18 protein-coding genes are annotated in these 15,138 nt (G+C 55.2%); 16 read left to right on the top strand and 2 right to left on the bottom strand.

Annotated elements, in window-relative coordinates:
• Positions 1 to 66 precede the first annotated feature (66 nt).
• The 5 genes from ACI48J_RS21645 (at position 67) to ACI48J_RS21625 (ending at position 3,628) form a co-directional block, all read left to right on the top strand.
• Positions 67 to 906, top strand: a complete 840-nt coding sequence (locus tag ACI48J_RS21645) for a phytanoyl-CoA dioxygenase family protein (RefSeq protein ID WP_405080190.1) — start codon at positions 67 to 69, stop codon at positions 904 to 906.
• Positions 907 to 964: 58 nt separating this feature from the next.
• Positions 965 to 1,354: a VOC family protein gene (locus ACI48J_RS21640; protein ID WP_405080189.1), complete on the top strand. Its 390-nt coding sequence runs from the start codon at positions 965 to 967 to the stop codon at positions 1,352 to 1,354.
• A 200-nt stretch (positions 1,355 to 1,554) separates the two neighbouring features.
• Entirely contained in the window at positions 1,555 to 2,526 is a 972-nt protein-coding gene (locus tag ACI48J_RS21635) for a hypothetical protein (RefSeq protein WP_405080188.1), read from the top strand.
• A complete protein-coding gene (locus ACI48J_RS21630; RefSeq protein ID WP_405080187.1) occupies positions 2,523 to 2,888 on the top strand; it encodes an HAD hydrolase family protein in 366 nt (121 codons plus the stop codon). The genes ACI48J_RS21635 and ACI48J_RS21630 overlap by 4 nt, the downstream gene beginning before the upstream one ends.
• Positions 2,885 to 3,628 carry a glycosyltransferase family 2 protein gene (locus tag ACI48J_RS21625; protein ID WP_405080186.1) on the top strand — a complete coding sequence of 248 codons (744 nt, stop codon included), beginning with the start codon at positions 2,885 to 2,887 and terminating at the stop codon, positions 3,626 to 3,628. Before ACI48J_RS21630 ends, ACI48J_RS21625 begins: the two co-directional genes overlap by 4 nt.
• A 114-nt stretch (positions 3,629 to 3,742) precedes the next feature.
• On the opposite strand, the gene ACI48J_RS21620 is transcribed toward ACI48J_RS21625, so the two are convergent.
• A complete protein-coding gene (locus ACI48J_RS21620; protein WP_405080185.1) occupies positions 3,743 to 3,967 on the bottom strand; it encodes a hypothetical protein in 225 nt (74 codons plus the stop codon).
• A 212-nt stretch (positions 3,968 to 4,179) separates the two neighbouring features.
• Positions 4,180 to 5,010: a transcriptional repressor LexA gene (gene lexA, locus ACI48J_RS21615; protein ID WP_326055416.1), complete on the bottom strand. Its 831-nt coding sequence runs from the start codon at positions 5,008 to 5,010 to the stop codon at positions 4,180 to 4,182.
• 288 nt (positions 5,011 to 5,298) lie between these two features.
• Here lexA and ACI48J_RS21610 point away from each other — a divergent pair, with 288 nt between their 5' ends.
• Genes ACI48J_RS21610 through ACI48J_RS21560 form a run of 11 tightly spaced genes read left to right on the top strand, consistent with a single transcriptional unit; the run spans position 5,299 to position 15,009 of the window.
• Positions 5,299 to 5,946 carry a helix-turn-helix transcriptional regulator gene (locus ACI48J_RS21610; RefSeq protein WP_326055415.1) on the top strand — a complete coding sequence of 216 codons (648 nt, stop codon included), beginning with the start codon at positions 5,299 to 5,301 and terminating at the stop codon, positions 5,944 to 5,946.
• A 12-nt stretch (positions 5,947 to 5,958) separates the two neighbouring features.
• A complete protein-coding gene (locus ACI48J_RS21605) occupies positions 5,959 to 6,792 on the top strand; it encodes a hypothetical protein (RefSeq protein WP_326055414.1) in 834 nt (277 codons plus the stop codon).
• A gap of 7 nt (positions 6,793 to 6,799) precedes the next feature.
• Positions 6,800 to 8,047: a beta-ketoacyl-[acyl-carrier-protein] synthase family protein gene (locus tag ACI48J_RS21600; RefSeq protein ID WP_405080184.1), complete on the top strand. Its 1,248-nt coding sequence runs from the start codon at positions 6,800 to 6,802 to the stop codon at positions 8,045 to 8,047.
• 2 nt (positions 8,048 to 8,049) lie between these two features.
• Positions 8,050 to 8,928, top strand: a complete 879-nt coding sequence (locus ACI48J_RS21595; protein WP_326055411.1) for a beta-ketoacyl synthase N-terminal-like domain-containing protein — start codon at positions 8,050 to 8,052, stop codon at positions 8,926 to 8,928.
• Positions 8,925 to 10,220 carry a beta-ketoacyl synthase N-terminal-like domain-containing protein gene (locus ACI48J_RS21590; protein WP_405080183.1) on the top strand — a complete coding sequence of 432 codons (1,296 nt, stop codon included), beginning with the start codon at positions 8,925 to 8,927 and terminating at the stop codon, positions 10,218 to 10,220. Before ACI48J_RS21595 ends, ACI48J_RS21590 begins: the two co-directional genes overlap by 4 nt.
• Positions 10,217 to 10,972 (top strand): SDR family oxidoreductase, encoded by a 756-nt coding sequence (locus ACI48J_RS21585; protein ID WP_405080182.1) that lies wholly within the window; start codon positions 10,217 to 10,219, stop codon positions 10,970 to 10,972. Before ACI48J_RS21590 ends, ACI48J_RS21585 begins: the two co-directional genes overlap by 4 nt.
• Positions 10,973 to 10,994: 22 nt before the next feature.
• Positions 10,995 to 11,240: an acyl carrier protein gene (locus ACI48J_RS21580; protein WP_405080181.1), complete on the top strand. Its 246-nt coding sequence runs from the start codon at positions 10,995 to 10,997 to the stop codon at positions 11,238 to 11,240.
• Complete coding sequence (locus tag ACI48J_RS21575; protein ID WP_405080180.1) at positions 11,237 to 12,244, top strand: DUF1702 family protein; 1,008 nt, start codon at positions 11,237 to 11,239, stop codon at positions 12,242 to 12,244. Before ACI48J_RS21580 ends, ACI48J_RS21575 begins: the two co-directional genes overlap by 4 nt.
• Complete coding sequence (locus ACI48J_RS21570; protein ID WP_405080179.1) at positions 12,245 to 13,966, top strand: CRTAC1 family protein; 1,722 nt, start codon at positions 12,245 to 12,247, stop codon at positions 13,964 to 13,966.
• Positions 13,967 to 13,979: 13 nt separating this feature from the next.
• On the top strand, positions 13,980 to 14,234 hold the full coding sequence (locus tag ACI48J_RS21565; protein ID WP_405080178.1) for a hypothetical protein: 255 nt from the start codon (positions 13,980 to 13,982) through the stop codon (positions 14,232 to 14,234).
• Complete coding sequence (locus tag ACI48J_RS21560) at positions 14,221 to 15,009, top strand: hypothetical protein (RefSeq protein WP_405080177.1); 789 nt, start codon at positions 14,221 to 14,223, stop codon at positions 15,007 to 15,009. The genes ACI48J_RS21565 and ACI48J_RS21560 overlap by 14 nt, the downstream gene beginning before the upstream one ends.
• Positions 15,010 to 15,138 lie beyond the last annotated feature (129 nt).

The following is a 15,138-nucleotide window of genomic DNA, read 5'->3' as shown; positions in this document are numbered from 1 at the left end:
GCGGTCTCTGCTATCATTAGAGCCATAACAATACTACCCAGCAAAATGGAAGGAGGCTTTCGCAACATGAGTTTGGAAAACGATCCTTTGCGCAGATTACGGGAGGAAGAAGAGATTCCGGAGAAGCAGCGGCTGGCTTTTGAGGAGAAGGGGCATGTTATGTTTCGTGGTCTGGTACGGCCGGATGAGATGGCGTACATCGAGCCGTATATTCTCGATTTGGTGGAGCGCGAAAGCTACGAGGATAATATCCGGATGAAAAATTTCCGGAAAGACGGTAGGAAAGAAGTTCGCCTCGTTGAGAACATGAGGCACAAATCCGAGGTCATGCACCGCTTCTCGACAGCGCGCAAATTCGCTAAAATGGCCGCCGATTTGATGGGCGTGGAATCCGTGCGCGTCCTTGCGGACCACACGATGTTCAAAGAGCCGGGCGACCGCAATACGGCTTGGAACCAGGATTGCAACTATGTCGCGATCAACACCGACCGGATCATCAGCATGTGGCTGCATTTGACCGATCTGCGGGACGGGGAAGGGGCGCTGTCTTTCATCAGCGGGTCCCACAGACTCAACGACCGTACCAAGGGCGACCTGCGCCATCTTAATACGGCCATCCGGGAAAACATGCCGATCGAAAATTACGGCGGTGTCTCAGCGGGTGACGCGACTTTCCATGCGGGATGGACCTTCCATAGCGCGCCGGACAATCTGACGAACGAAACACGCAAAATTATCCGGATCATGTACGTGGACGGGAACGCCCGCATTATGAACGAGGAGGAAATGGGCCATAAATACGCCGCCGGCATTTTTACGAAATACTTTATCGGTATGAATTACGGAGACCGGCTGGAGGACCCGGTTTATCCGCTCGTTTATAGTAAAAAGAGGAAAATATGTTAACGTGTCGAATAGAAAACGGGGCAACCTTTAGACTACTATTTGTTAGGAGGAAATTTACGTGACCGAGCAAGTAAAAGCTAAAATCGAGAATTCATTAACGGTGCTTCTGGTTTCCGATCTGGAGAAATCCAACCAGTATTACCGGGATGTCCTGGGGTGCGAAGTCAATGACGTCTGGGCCATCAGGGATGACTTCGGACTGGGCTTCAAGCTCATTCAGGCCAAAGACCCGCAGGACGTGATCCCCAACAAAGGAACCTGGAACACGTACGCTTATGTCGAGAACTTTTCCGGACTGGACGCTCTATATGAAGAATTGAAAGCCAAAGGCGCAACCATTGCGCTTGAGCCGATTGTGGAAGATCATGACTGGGGAAGCTGGAAAGAGTTCGCCATTAAAGATATTGACGGGTACGTTATCGGATTCGGTTCCGGCAACCGGAATTAATGGAATACGCATGTTGTTGAAAAAAGGACAGGTCCCCCGGACCTGTCCTTTTTTTGCGTTCGGTGAAAATCCGCAAAAAGCTCTGAAAAACCGGGCAAAAGAGGCAGATTGTATTTCCGGGCCGTCTGATACGATAAGGGCATAACGGCAGCATCGAAGAGCGGCGGTAAAGCTTGCTGGTGGACAGGAGGCACAACGTGATGACTTTAACCCGAATGAACGCGAGATGTTTTAATCAGGTGTTGTACGAGCCGGACACAAACGCCATTACTAAAACGAGCAGCCACGAGCAGAAGCTGAGAGAAGAAACGATGTGGTATCTGGAGCTGCCCGAAGAGTTGAGGCATTATGTGCCGGATATCTTCTCGTATTCGCTGCAGAAGCCGGTGAACGTTTCGCTTGCCTATATTCCGAGTCCGACGCTGGCCTCCTTATTCGTGGAGGAGAAGCTGAACCCGGATCGGTGGGATCGTGTATTTGCGGGAATAACCGGACTGTTGGTTGATTTCTCACGGTTTCCGGGGGAATTGAGGAGGACTTGCCTGGCGGACATGTACATCCGCAAAACGTTCCAACGAGTATCGGCCTTCCTGGCGCGGAACGAAAAGGCGAGGACCTTTTTTAAACGGGGGTATTACTGGCTTAACGGCCGGTTGACGCTTTGCCCCATCAAGATTTTTAACGAGCATAGGGCGGACTTTCTGCAATTGCTGGACGATCCGAAAGCTTGCATTATCCACGGGGATTTGTGTTTCTCGAATATGCTTTACGATCCGGAGTCGGAGACGATCAAGCTCGTAGATCCGCGCGGGCGGTTCGGAAAACGGGGGCTCTACGGGGACCAGAGGTACGATCTGGCTAAAATCAGACACAGCCTGAGCGGGTACGAACATCTGGTTCGAAACCTATACTCGCTGAAGGTTACGGAGAAAGGGCTGGATCTGCACATCGGCCTGACTGAGGAACAGGGCAGGTTACGGGATCAGTGGGACGGGCTCATTCGAAGCCTGGGATACGAGCTGCCGGTGATCAAGAAAATCGAAGCCTTGTTATTCCTCTCCATGCTTCCTTTGCACCGGGAGAGCGAGGAGCGGCAGCTGGCTCTGTATGCGCTGGGTACCCGGCTGATGTACGAGGCCTTCGATCACGAGCGGGGAGGCGCAGAAGGATGAGGATTGTCATTGATCTGGACGGAACCATTTGCGAGTTGAAAAGGGAGGGCCAGTCTTACGCGGACGTAAGTCCCGTCGCAGGGGCCGCGGAAGCTCTGAAAACGCTGAAACAAGCCGGGCACACCCTTATTATTCATACGGCCCGCAATATGAAGACCTGTGAAGGGAATGTCGGAAAGGTAGTGGCGAATGTCGGCAAGCTGACGCTGGACTGGTTGGAGTATCACGGGATCGTATACGACGAGCTCGTGTTCGGAAAACCCTACGGTCATCTTTATATCGATGACCTGGCCTGCACCTTCCGCAGCTGGGAGGAAGCGGCACAGAGGGTGAGCGCGCTTCAGGAAGGCACACGGACATGAATACGAGCATGAATCTTGTGATTCCGATGGCGGGTGCGGGCCGCAGATTCCTGGAAACCGGCTGCTCCCGGCCCAAGATGCTTCTCGACGTGCAGGGGAAGCCTATGCTTTACTGGGCGCTGGACAGTCTGCGGGAGCACGTTTGTCTGGACGGCACTGTATTTGTTTGCCTGGAGGAGCATCTGAACGTCTGGGATCTGGAAAAAAAGATCCGCGATTACGGCATCCGTCCGCGTATCGTTGCGGTTCCCTCCGTGACCCGCGGACAGGCGGAAACCGTGCTGCTTGCACAGGAAGCGCTAAATCCGGCGGCTCCCCTGCTGATCTACAACTGCGATACGTATATGACTTCGTCGCTTGGCAGGACTCTCCGGTCCTTGGACGATGGAATCGACGGGCTGATTTCCGTTTTTCCCTCTTCGAATCCCGCATACAGCTACGTGGAACTGGACTCTACAAGATTCGTCGTGCGCGTGAAGGAGAAGGAAGTGATATCGGACTTGGCTTCGACCGGCCTGTATTACTTCTCGGCCGCAGCCTCTTTCGTGCAGGCGGCAGAGGATGCGATCGCCGGCGGCGTCAGCGACGGCGGGGAATATTACGTCGCGCCTCTGTATAACCGGCTGCTTGCCGGAGGGGCCCGTATCGTCACGGATTTGGCCCGCACCTGCCACCCGCTCGGAACGCCTGAGGAGCTCCGGGAGTTCATTTCCCTTCATTCCGCGCCCGGATCTTCCTGATGCGGAGCGAAATCCGGGGGAGTTCTTCCACTCCCGGCACATCGGCCAAAAGCCGGATGCAACCCTAGCCTTGTCGAGGCTGGTTGTTCCCGGCTTTCGGAGGTGGAGCTGCTTTCAGGAGTCGGAATCGGGTTTCACCACTTTCTTCACGGCGCCCATATAACTGGCCAGGCATACGGCGGTACAAAACCACTCTTCATCATACACCCATCGCTTCTCCCCCTGATAAATGGGGCTGCGGCATTTTGCGTGCCCGCATACGGAGACGATGGCCGTCGGATCGGGCTCCGTCTCCCGGGCGTTACAGCGCAGCGAATACGGTTTCGGATCATAGCTCATGTCAAGGTTCTCCTCCTGCCTGCGGCTAGTAATTTGGCTGCACTGGGTAGCGGCGAGCTGCTTCTAGCATACGATGCCGGCGGGGAGGACCACTCATCTTTTGTTGACCGGCCCATGGAGTTTGTTGCTCATTGCCCCGGAATACAAATAAAGAGCGCCTAAGGGCGCTCTTTAACGATCCATACTCTCTTCTATCCGTCTGACCGGCGAACTCACTCTTGGATTCGCGAATCTTTAATCACACTGGCTACCTTGCCCAATATTTTGACATCGTTCAGAATTATCGGCTGCATCCAGTCATTCTCCGGCTGCAGACGAATCCGGTCTTCCTCCTTGTAGAACGTTTTAACCGTCGCCTCGTCATCCAGTGTCATAGCCACGACAATATCGCCGTTATCCGCCGAGGATTGCTGTCTGACGACGACCAGATCTCCGTCATCGATGCCGACATTGACCATACTTTCCCCGGATACGCGCAGAATAAAATGAGTTCCGCTGCTCAAGTGATTCTGGGGCAATGAGAAATATTCCTCGATATTTTCAACCGCCGTAATCGGCTGTCCGGCCGTTACCCTGCCCACTACAGGAAGTTTCGTATAGTATTCGGTCGCAAGTCCCGTTTCCCGGATAGTATGGTCGGTGCTGTCCCGGAGCCTTTTCTTGGAACGGGAAGATCTGCCCGCCGGGCTATCCTGCCGGGAACCGGGAAGAGCTGCGGCAAGACGCTCTGCCAGGAGCTCGATAAGCTGGAGGTCCTGCGGAGAAAGGGAATGAAGCCTTTCGGCCAGGGGATGAGTTTCAACCTCTGCCGGGACGTCTCCGGAAGGACGGTTCCTTTCCTTGCCGGTCATGAGCCAATCCAGCGATACATTAAAATACTCGGAAATCGCAACCAGCGCTCTGGCCGTGGGGGTAGATTTTTTCTTTTCGCTTTCCCAGTCGCTGATGTTTCCGGCGGAGACTTGCAAAATTTCAGCAAGCCTCGCCATCGTCAGCCCGTGTTTGCTCCGCAGCTGCTTGATTCGTTTATTAATTTCATTCATTTCCAATTCCCCCCTAACTCATGTATTGATTTTATACGAATAAGCGTTTAGAATCAATGGAACATACGAATAAGCGTATAAAATTCGAAGAAGGTGTGTCTACAGAATGATAATTATACCAAATTAGTTAGAAAGATGAGAATATGCCAATTTGATTAATATCATCAAAAAAACCATAGGTATTAAGCAATTAATGCAGAACATGAAAAAAACGCCAGTGATAATATGTAAATCAAGAACAGCACGCGAGCAGAAAGTCAACTGACTCGAAGAGAGAGGGAGATATTCGTGAGTGTACTTGTTGTCTTGTATCGCCAGTGGAAGAACAAGATCGAAACCGATTTTGTCGAGCAGATTTCTAAAAAAGCCACAGTCTTCACGACTGAGAGCTTTGCCAGCGCTCTTCAAGCAGCCGCAGAAAGCAAGAGCAGGCTGATCGCCATCCTGACCGCTGAGGATTCTTTCCCCTCATCCTGGCCGGTTCATCAGTTCCCTACCCATTACCCCACCATGATCTTCACAGGACTTAACCGGCTCCATCTTCATTTGCTGAATATGCTCATTAACTCCGTAGGAACCTACCCGGAACCGGAAATGGACAACTCCATGTTCCAGCAATCGCTTGCTTACCTGGATGAAAATATGTTTGAGAGCGATCTTTCCCTGGAAAAAGTCGCTTCGCATATTTATGTAAGCAGATGCCATTATTCCAGAATGTTTCACAAGCAGGTCGGGGTAGGGTTTAAGGAATATATCATGAACAAACGGATTGAAAGAGCCAAAGCGCATCTTCGGCAGGGTCATCCGGTTACGGAGGTCTGTTATTCCGTCGGCTACAATGATTTAACCCATTTTTCGCGAGTTTTCAAACGTTTGGTGGGGGTGAATCCATCCGTCTACAGGCAAAGCGAGGTCCAGCAATCTATTAGCGTTTAGGAGGAGTATAGGATGAGAAAGAGAGTATTAGGCGGCTTTGCCGTCATTGCCGTACTGACCGGGATAGCGGTGCTCGCCGAATATGTCTGGCCGAAACCGTACGAGATTCCGGCGATTGCGGACAATGTCACAATTGCTCAGTATGGGCTTGATTTTACCAAAGAACGGAGCACGGATCTTTCGACTGCGGAAGGAAATATAGAATCCTTAATGGCAGCGGTTAAAAAAGATCCCGACAATCTTGTGTACAGCAACGTGCTGCGTCTGAAAATGGCTGAAGAAGGGAAGACAAACGACTACATCAGCTTTATGGAAGAGGTCAAGCCTACGGCACAATCACGGCTGCAGCAGGCGCTCGCTTATGTGGATCTTTTGCAGGATAAAGATTTAGGGACTGCCGTACTAGGTCAAAAGTCTGCGAGATCCATTCAGATTCTCGACGGGATGTTGGAGGAAAACCCGCATAACGTGCTGGCTCATTACAGCAGGGGGTTGAACAATTTATACTGGCCGAAAGGTTTGCGCAGAAGCGAGAACGCTATCCAGGATTTGTCCTACTGTCTGGCCGTTGCGGACAAGCTGGAGCAGCAGGACAAAGATCTTGTTCTCTGGCCGATGGTCTACGCAGCGCTGGGCGATGCCCTTGTAAAGAACGGAGATACCCGGAAAGGAATGAGTGTCTGGAAACAGGGAAGCGATAAATACCCGCAAGACGCGCCTCTCAAGCAGAGGGCGGGGGCGGACGAGAAGCAGGCCTATGAAATCGTGAAGAAAGAACGCGGCATCGACGGTTTTACGCGACCGGACTCCCGTATCTCCGATCTCAGCAAAATCTGGGTGAGGTGAGGAAGCTATGACGAGGATCGTCGTTACCGGGATGGGCGTTATGACATCGGTGGGCTGCAATGTGGAGCAGTTCTGGAGCAATCTTCTGAGCGGAGTGCAGGGAGTCAAGCCGATCCGTTCCTTTCCGGTCGTTAACCATCCCTATAAGCTGGGCTGTGAAATCGAGGACCTTCATGCTTATTCGGGGGCAATGAATCCTGCCTGGGGCAGGGCGACCCGGATGTTTGTCACCACTGTAGAGGATGCGCTGCATGATGCGGGTATCCGTCTGCCGTCGCTCTCATTGGCAGAGATCGACCGGACAGGCAGTGAAGGAAACGGACAAAATTCCGCGCTTGAAACGGGCCCAAGCGCAGATTTCGGCCCTTCCCCGAGGATCGGCCTATGCATCGGCACGACCATGGGGGAGCTGGAGGCGCTCGAAGAATCTACACAGAAGCCGAGCAGGGGACGCTTGGCGGGACCTAATATGATAGCAGAATATGTCACCGAAGAATTGCAGCTGAGCGGGCCGGTCTGGACGTTGACGAACGCCTGTGCGGCGGGAAATTTCGCCATTGCCCGTGCGGTAGAGGAACTGGTCGCCGGCAGGGCGGACATGATGATCGCCGGGGGCGTCGACGCCATGTCCTGGTCCGCGTTTACGGGCTTCGGCTCCCTGCGGGCCATGGCTCCGGACGTTTGCCGGCCCTTCGACGCCGGGAGGAAAGGGCTTCTGCTCGGCGAAGGAGCCGGCGTCGTGATCCTGGAAACCGAGGAGCATGCCGTGCGCAGAGGCGCGGTGGTACGGGCTTCTTTGCTCGGTTACGGGCTTGGCTGCGATGCCAATCATATCACGCAGCCCGATCCCGAAGCCGAGGGTGCCGAACACGCCATGCAGCGGGCTTTGGCTATGGCCGGACTGGACAAGGAGCAGATCGGATACGTCAGCGCCCACGGTACAGGCACACTTGCGAATGACCGCATGGAAGCCAAAGCCCTGTCGAGATTTTTCGGACCGGGAATCCGGACCAGCTCCATCAAAGGTCATATCGGCCACACGCTGGGAGCGGCCAGCGCTATCGAAGCCGTTGCCTGCATCAAAGCGCTGGAGTCCGGTGTGTTGCCGCCGAACCTGAATCTGAGGGAAAAAGATCCGCTCTGCAACGTGGAAGTTATCGCGAACGAACCGCTCCCGTACCGGGCAGAGTATATGTTATCAAATGCATATGCGTTCGGCGGGATCAATTCTACCATTGTGTTGGGAAGGGCATGAAGATGAACACTATCCATATTACGGGGATGAGCCTGCTGACTCCCGAAGGACTCCACTCAGTCGGCCGAAGCCCGCAGCACGAAGCGGTTTTTGACAGAAGCCTTCATAAGGGAAGTTCTCTTCCGTCCGGTCTGATCCGTGTATCCAGCCGCAAAGGGTTCAACCGCTTTTCCGACTTCGGCAAACTTTGCTGTATGGCTGTGGAAGAGGCGCTCGGGACAAGGGCTGAATCCATCGGTTCCGCCAAATCCGCCGGCTCCCCGGGATACGACTCGGATCCGGACGGCAGCTTGCGGACAGCTCTGGTGATCGGGAACGGCGTGTCCAGCCTTCATGCGGTGGCAGCCTTGCAGGACGATGCGGTGAAATACGGCGAAGGCAACGTAAACCCGCGCATATTTCCCGACACGGTCATGAATTCCATCGGAGGCTACGTGTCGATCTATTTCTCCATCCGTGGAACGAATGTGACGGTTTCCAACGGCGGCACGACCGCTCCCAAAGCGTTTCTGTATGCTTCCGCTCTGCTCGATCAGGGGGAGCATGACCGCGTGATTGTCTGTGTGGCGAATTTGTTCCCGCCTGAAAGATTCCGGGACCGGCTCGGCATACCGGACCCGGGCTGCGAATGGATAAGCGCCTTCGTGCTCGAGCCGCCGAACGGCGGGGGAGTGCCGCTGGCACGGCTCCAAATCCGAACGGAATCCGGCCGGGAACAAGGGAGTGGAGGAAGCGCGGACGTTCCGGCGAATGAATTCGATCTGGAATTGATCGCGCGTACACAAAGCCTTGCCGGAGGAACGTGGGTCACCGTCCTCGGAGCGGAAGGCGTTCTCCATGCTTGCGTGCATCTGCCGGGAAAGGAAGAAGCTGTCTCATGAAGGAGCCTGTCTATATAACGGGATCGAGCATGCTCAGTTCTCTCGGGATCGGCAACGAAGCCGTCTGGGAAGGCGTACTGGGCGGGAAGCGAACGGTTTCGGAGCGGAGCTATACGCTCGCGGACGGAGAGGTGCTGAGATACCCCGTCTACGCGATGCCGGGCCTGCATCTCCGGGACTGGGCCGAACCCGATACGGCCCGCAGGCTGACCGAAGACCGGCTCCACGAGGACCAGGACTTCGTCTATCTGCTGGCGGCAGCCCGGCTCGCGATACAGGACGCGGGTCTGGACCGGGATACGCTGGCGTCCGCCGCGCTTGTGATCGGGCACGAGAATCTGGGCCTCAACCATTTGATCGACCGGATTATGAAGCCCGGTCATGCCGCGGGAGAGGATGGCACGCTCCTGCATGCTTCTCCGCTGGCGTCTTACGATAAGCTGCGCGACGATTTTTTCAGGGTGCAGACATTTCCTTATTTGTTTTACCTGGCGGACGCGCTCGGCGTGAAAGGAATTTCCTACACCGTCAACAATGCTTGCGCGTCCGGATTGTATGCGCTGGAGCTGGGCAGTCAACTGATCCGGTGCGGTCGGGCGGAGACCGTCCTCGTCGTGTGCGCCGACTATGCGCACGTGACCGAGCATCTTTGGCTCGGTCACAAGGGATTCGGCTCCGAGTCCGGAAGGCTGCGCCCCTTTGACCTGCGCAGGGACGGCTCCGTTCTCGGAGACGGGGCCGCGGCCGTCGTCCTGCAAGGGAGCGGGCAGGCCTCGCGTTCCGGACGGACGCCGCTCGGACGCTATCTGGGCGGGAGCTTCCGCCAGGACAGCTGGCAGATGGCGCTGCCGGATGTGACGGCGCACACTTACTCCCGCGTCATTGAGGAAGCGGTCCGGACTTATGCCGGCCCGGACCCCGCGGCGGTGGATCTGCTCATCCCTCACGGAGCGGGAATGAAACTGTGGGACGCTTATGAAGCGAAGGAGATTCGGCGGGCGTTCGCTAATCTGGGCGGGCCCGTACCCGCCATGACGGCGCTGAAAGGTTATTTCGGCCATACGCTTGGCGTGAACAGTCTGCTGGAAAGCGTCCTTATGCTTCACGGCATGAAGCGCAGTCTGGTGCCGGGGGCCTTCGGGCATGAGCAGGCGGACCCCAAAGCGGATCTGCCGCTCATCGGGAAGCTTCTGCACAAACGCGTAGGCCTGGCCGTCAAAACCGTTACCGCCTATGGAGGCTTTCAGGCTGCGGCCGTATTTGAAAACGTGGACCGGGAGGAAGCTAAGTGAGCGGACCAATATGGGATTTCAAGGGAAAAACGGCGCTGGTCACGGGAGGATCGGGCGGAATCGGAGGGGCCGTTGTCCGCAAACTGGCGCGCGCCGGGGCAAAGGTGTTCTTCACCTACTCCCGGGGCAAAGAAGCTGCTGAAGCGCTTCTCGAAGAATGCTCGGCGGAAAAGCTCGAAGTCGGCGCCCTGCACGGCGATCTTTCCTCCGAGGCGGGGGTAAAGAAGCTGCTGGAGGAATTGTCCCGCTTCCGGTCGGAGCCGCTTCATCATGTCGTGAACAACGCGGGCATGAACGCGGATGTTCCCGTGTACCTGATGACCGGCAGGCAGTGGGCGGATGTGATCCAGGTCAACTTGAATGCCCTGTTCGGCATTTCTCAAGCCATGATCCGCCCGCTTGCCCTGACCCGAGGCAGCATGGTCAACGTCGGCTCGGTTTCCGGTCTGACCGGCATAGCCGGGCAAGCCAACTATTCGGCGGCCAAAGCGGGCATCGTAGGCTTCACCAAGGCTCTCTCCAAGGAGGTCGGTCCGCTGGGCATCCGGGTGAATTGCGTAGCTCCGGGCTATATCGAGACGGATATGATTAAAGATTTCCCGGCCGCCAAGCAAAAGAAGCTGCGGGAAGGGATTGCCCTCAGAAGATTCGGGACTCCGGAGGAAACGGCAGAGATCGTCTTGTTTCTGCTCTCGGACAGTGCGTCCTATGTAACCGGCGAGGTGTACGGAGTCAGCGGTGGATTACTATAACCTAAGGGGAGGAAAGAAAGCCATGGAAATCGTTGAACTTCAGATAAAATTGATTGAATGGGTCGGTCAATTAACGGAACAGGAATTGGATGAGCGTGCTTTGTCGGAACCTCTTCAGGAGCTCGGTGTCGATTCTTTGATGGCGCTGGAGCTGGCTGTTCATGTGGAGCGCGGATTCGGAGTCCGCCTTTCGGAAGAAGAGCTTGCGTCCATCCGCACGCTGGAGGATATCGTAAAAGCGGCTCGGGCCAAGGAGCCCGGTTTATGACCGTTTTCGGACTTCTTTTGCCGGCTGCGATTCTTGCCCTGCTAATATACGTGCGAATCTGCCATCAGAACATCGGCCGGATCACGGCGCTTTTTCCGTGGAAACAAGAATTTTTTGACCGCCGCTTCCAAGAAATTTTGCGTGCTTTTCTGAGCGGCAACAACTATGCCGTCAACCCTCTTAAGAGCATTTCGGGGATCAGGAGACGCCTGGACCGCAATTTTGAACCCTTTTACCGCGGATTTGCTTATGAGGGAGCTGGGATGGGTCTCGGCGCAAGAGCTTCCTTGTTCGGCCCGTGGAAGGGGAAGAAGTTCGAAAGATATTTGCAGGAGCTAGATCCCGGCCACATTTATCAATATTACGTCGGGCTGGGCTGGTGGCTTCACGCAAGATACGGCTTCCGGACAAGCGCCTACCGGAATTGGGTCCGGAAGATTGACGCGTCTTACGCCCCGATTCTATTCGATGGTGTCGGCTTTAAAACCGGATTGTTTGAATACAAACAAAATCCCGATTGTATCGATCCATTTAATGCGTTTAATCGGGACGAGCAAAGAGTCTGCTACCAGGGCTTCGGCCGCAGCCTATGGTTCCAGAACCGGTTTGAAATCGGACCGGTTCTGGCTGAAATCGAGCGGCTGCCGGAACCTTTCAGGGGGGATGCCCTCAGTGGAGTCGGACTGGCGGTTGCCTACAGCATGTTCGATAACCTGGCGGTTATCCTTAACGCTTACCGGCTCGTCCCGGACAGTGGTAAAGCCGCTTTTGCCCAAGGAATGGCGTTCGGCTGGGAAACCAGGCGGCTCCAGGACCGGGAGCACTGGCGTGCGGTGCTGGACCGGTTGACGTTTCCGATGCAGCTCAAGATCGAAGGCTGGGTCGCGGCGGTTCATCAGGCGAGGAAGGATGCGGACGCCGGGCAGCCGGAGTCCCATTATGTGCGCTGGATCGACCGGACTCGTCACCTGCTTCAAAATCAACTTATGGAAGGTGAGAACTGAATGCGTTCCCTTAACCTTTGTGTAGGTGCGGCCGTCATACTGGCGCTCATTAGCGGCTGCGCCCCCAAACCCTCCGCGGATTACGGCTTTCATTATACGGATATTACGGAGAAATCCGGTATCAAGTACGTGCATGAGAAAGACACGTTCGATTCCAAAGCGGATAATATTATGCCTTGGTTGACCGCGACAGGCGCGGGTGTTGCCGTAGGGGACTACGACGGAGACGGTTTTATGGATGTCTACTTCACGAATTCCAAACGGGGAGGGAAGAACGCCCTCTTTCACAACAACGGGGACGGCACATTTGAGGAAGTGGGGGAGAAGCTGGGCCTCAGCGATATTAATAAGGAAGGCATTTCGGAGACCGCGCTCTGGTTCGATATGGATAACAGCGGACATCAGAGCCTGTTCGTCGGGGCCTGGGGCAAAAGCCAGCTTTTCCGCAACAACGGGGACGGCACCTTCACGGATATTACCGAGCAATCGGGAGTCGGCTATATCGGCTACGTGAGCGATTCCATGGCGATAGACTACAACCGCGACGGCAATTTGGATTTGTATTTGTCCTGTTATTTTAATGAGGAAACGGATTTATGGAACCTCGCCTCGACCAAAATTATGCACAACGATTTCGAACGGGCCAGAAACGGCGGTCGGAACGTTCTGCTTCGCAATAACGGAGACGGAACCTTCACCGACGTATCCAAAGAAACGGGCACAGACGATGTGGGCTGGACCTTGTCTTCCGGTGCGGCGGACCTGAACGGGGACGGCTGGCCGGACATTTATAACGCCAACGATTTCGGACCGGATATGCTGCTCATCAATCAGGAAGGCAAAGGCTTCAAGAAAGTCGTCCAGCCAAGGGGAATCGGCGACGATACGTTCAAGGGCATGAACGTCGATTTCGGGGATGTGTTCCATGACGGGAAACTCGCCAATTTTGTCTCCAACATCAGCAAGGAGCAGTATCTGCTTGAGGGCAACCAGCTTTGGCAGGAAGACGACAAGGGTGTTTATGTCGACCGGGCCGAGGAAATGGGCGTTAAGCAGTCCGGATGGTCCTGGGGCGCCCGCTTCTTCGATGCGGACAACAGCGGCAACATGAGCCTGATGGTTACGAACGGATTTATTTCCGCGAACAAAAAGAAAGATTACTGGTTCGATATGGGGACTTTGGCGACCACACCGGGCTATATCGTCGAAGATGTGAAGAACTGGCCGAAATTCGCCGACAAGAGCATGTCGGGCTACGAGCGGAAGCCGCTGTTCTGGAACAACGGCAGCAAATTTCAGGATGTATCCCAAGACGTCGGGATTACGTTTACCGATGACGGGCGCGGCGTAGCCGCTGTGGATTTGTTTAACCACGGAGCGCTGGATCTGGTGTTCGCCAACCAGGGGGCTCCGGCCAAGGTGTACCAGAGCAGTGTTACGAACGGGAACCACTGGCTCAAGCTGCAGCTCGTGGGACGCGCGCCGAGCAGTCGCGATGCCGTCGGGGCCAAAGTAACCTTCGAGGTCGCCGGCGTGAAAACCGTCGTGGAACGCGATGCGGGCAACAGCCACGGCGGCCAGAGCGATCCCCGCATTCACCTGGGGCTGGGCAAGCAGGACTTTGCCGATGTGGTGACGATTCACTGGCCGAGCGGACGCGTTCAGGAGCTGCGTCACGTGCAGGGCGACCAGATTCTCAAAATCGAGGAGCCGGCCAATTAAGGAGGCGACTTGCATGACCGCTGATAACGGAAGACTGTCTGCGGCGGAGGCATTCTCCCGCGGAAACGAAGGGCCGGCGGGACAGAACTCATACGGCCTCGCGGCGCAGGCCAGGCATCGGCTGCGTGATTATCGTGCCGTGCAGGGAGGACCGCAGGATGCGGGAGCGGGACCTGCACGGGCAGTTGGGGAACTCTCTCCGCATTTGGGAAGAGTCGACCTGTTTTGCTTCTGGAGAGGAGAGAGAGGACCCGATGAACCTTCCTAAACTGGACCCGCGCTATCTCATCTTGACATTTCTCGTCAGCTTTATGGTAGCGGGGCAGCTCTTTCTCGGTTTTTTTCAAAAATGGGACGCTTTCTCGGCATCCGTCCTTACCGCTACGCTTACGGAGCTGCTTCTGTCGAGATGGGTTTTCAAGGAGTGGCGCTTTCCTTTGAGCGCCCTCATTTCGGGCATCGGCATCGGGCTGCTGCTGAGCTCGCATCTGGTATGGCCGTACGCGCTCGCGGCGTTCCTTGCGATCGTCTGCAAATTCGTCATCCGGATCGGAGGCAGCCACGTTTTTAACCCGAACAATATCGCGATCGTCACGCTGCTGTACTTCCTTCCGCAATACGCGGTGAGCACCCCCAAGCAGTGGACGAACGGATTCGGCATCATGCTTTTCATTCTTGTGCTGGGGATGGCAGCCGCTTATGCGGCCAGAAGGCTGGATACCGTGCTCGCCTTTATCGCCGGCTATCTTTTCTTCGCATCCATCCGGCACTGGGGCTTCGGGGAACCTTTTTACTACTCGTTCGGTCCCATGCTGGGCGCGTCGTTTCAGCTGTTTACGTTCTTTATGATCACCGATCCGAAAACGACTCCGCCGACCCGGAAGATTCGCATCATCGCCGCCTTGCTTATCGCTTTCGTAGATTCCGCCCTGCGGTTGAATGCGATCACGAATTCCTTATTTTACGCATCTTTCTGGGTGATGCTCTGCTACGGCCTGCCTTACCGTCTTTATCGTACCAAACAGCAAGCAAGCGGCTTGTAAACGAGCGGAGCGGGGCAGTCTTTTGGAAGCAGTACTTCAATATAAAGCAAAAAGCGATTCGTCAGGCGGCATCCGGCGGATCGTTTTTTTATTTTCCAACCCTTTCTTCTTATTAAAATGTCACAAAAG

The sequence above is a fragment of the Paenibacillus chitinolyticus genome (assembly GCF_045038035.1).
GTDB lineage: Bacteria > Bacillota > Bacilli > Paenibacillales > NBRC-103111 > Paenibacillus_F > Paenibacillus_F chitinolyticus_A.
Note: the sequence above shows the minus strand (reverse complement) of the source record. Positions and strands in the feature narration are given on the sequence as shown.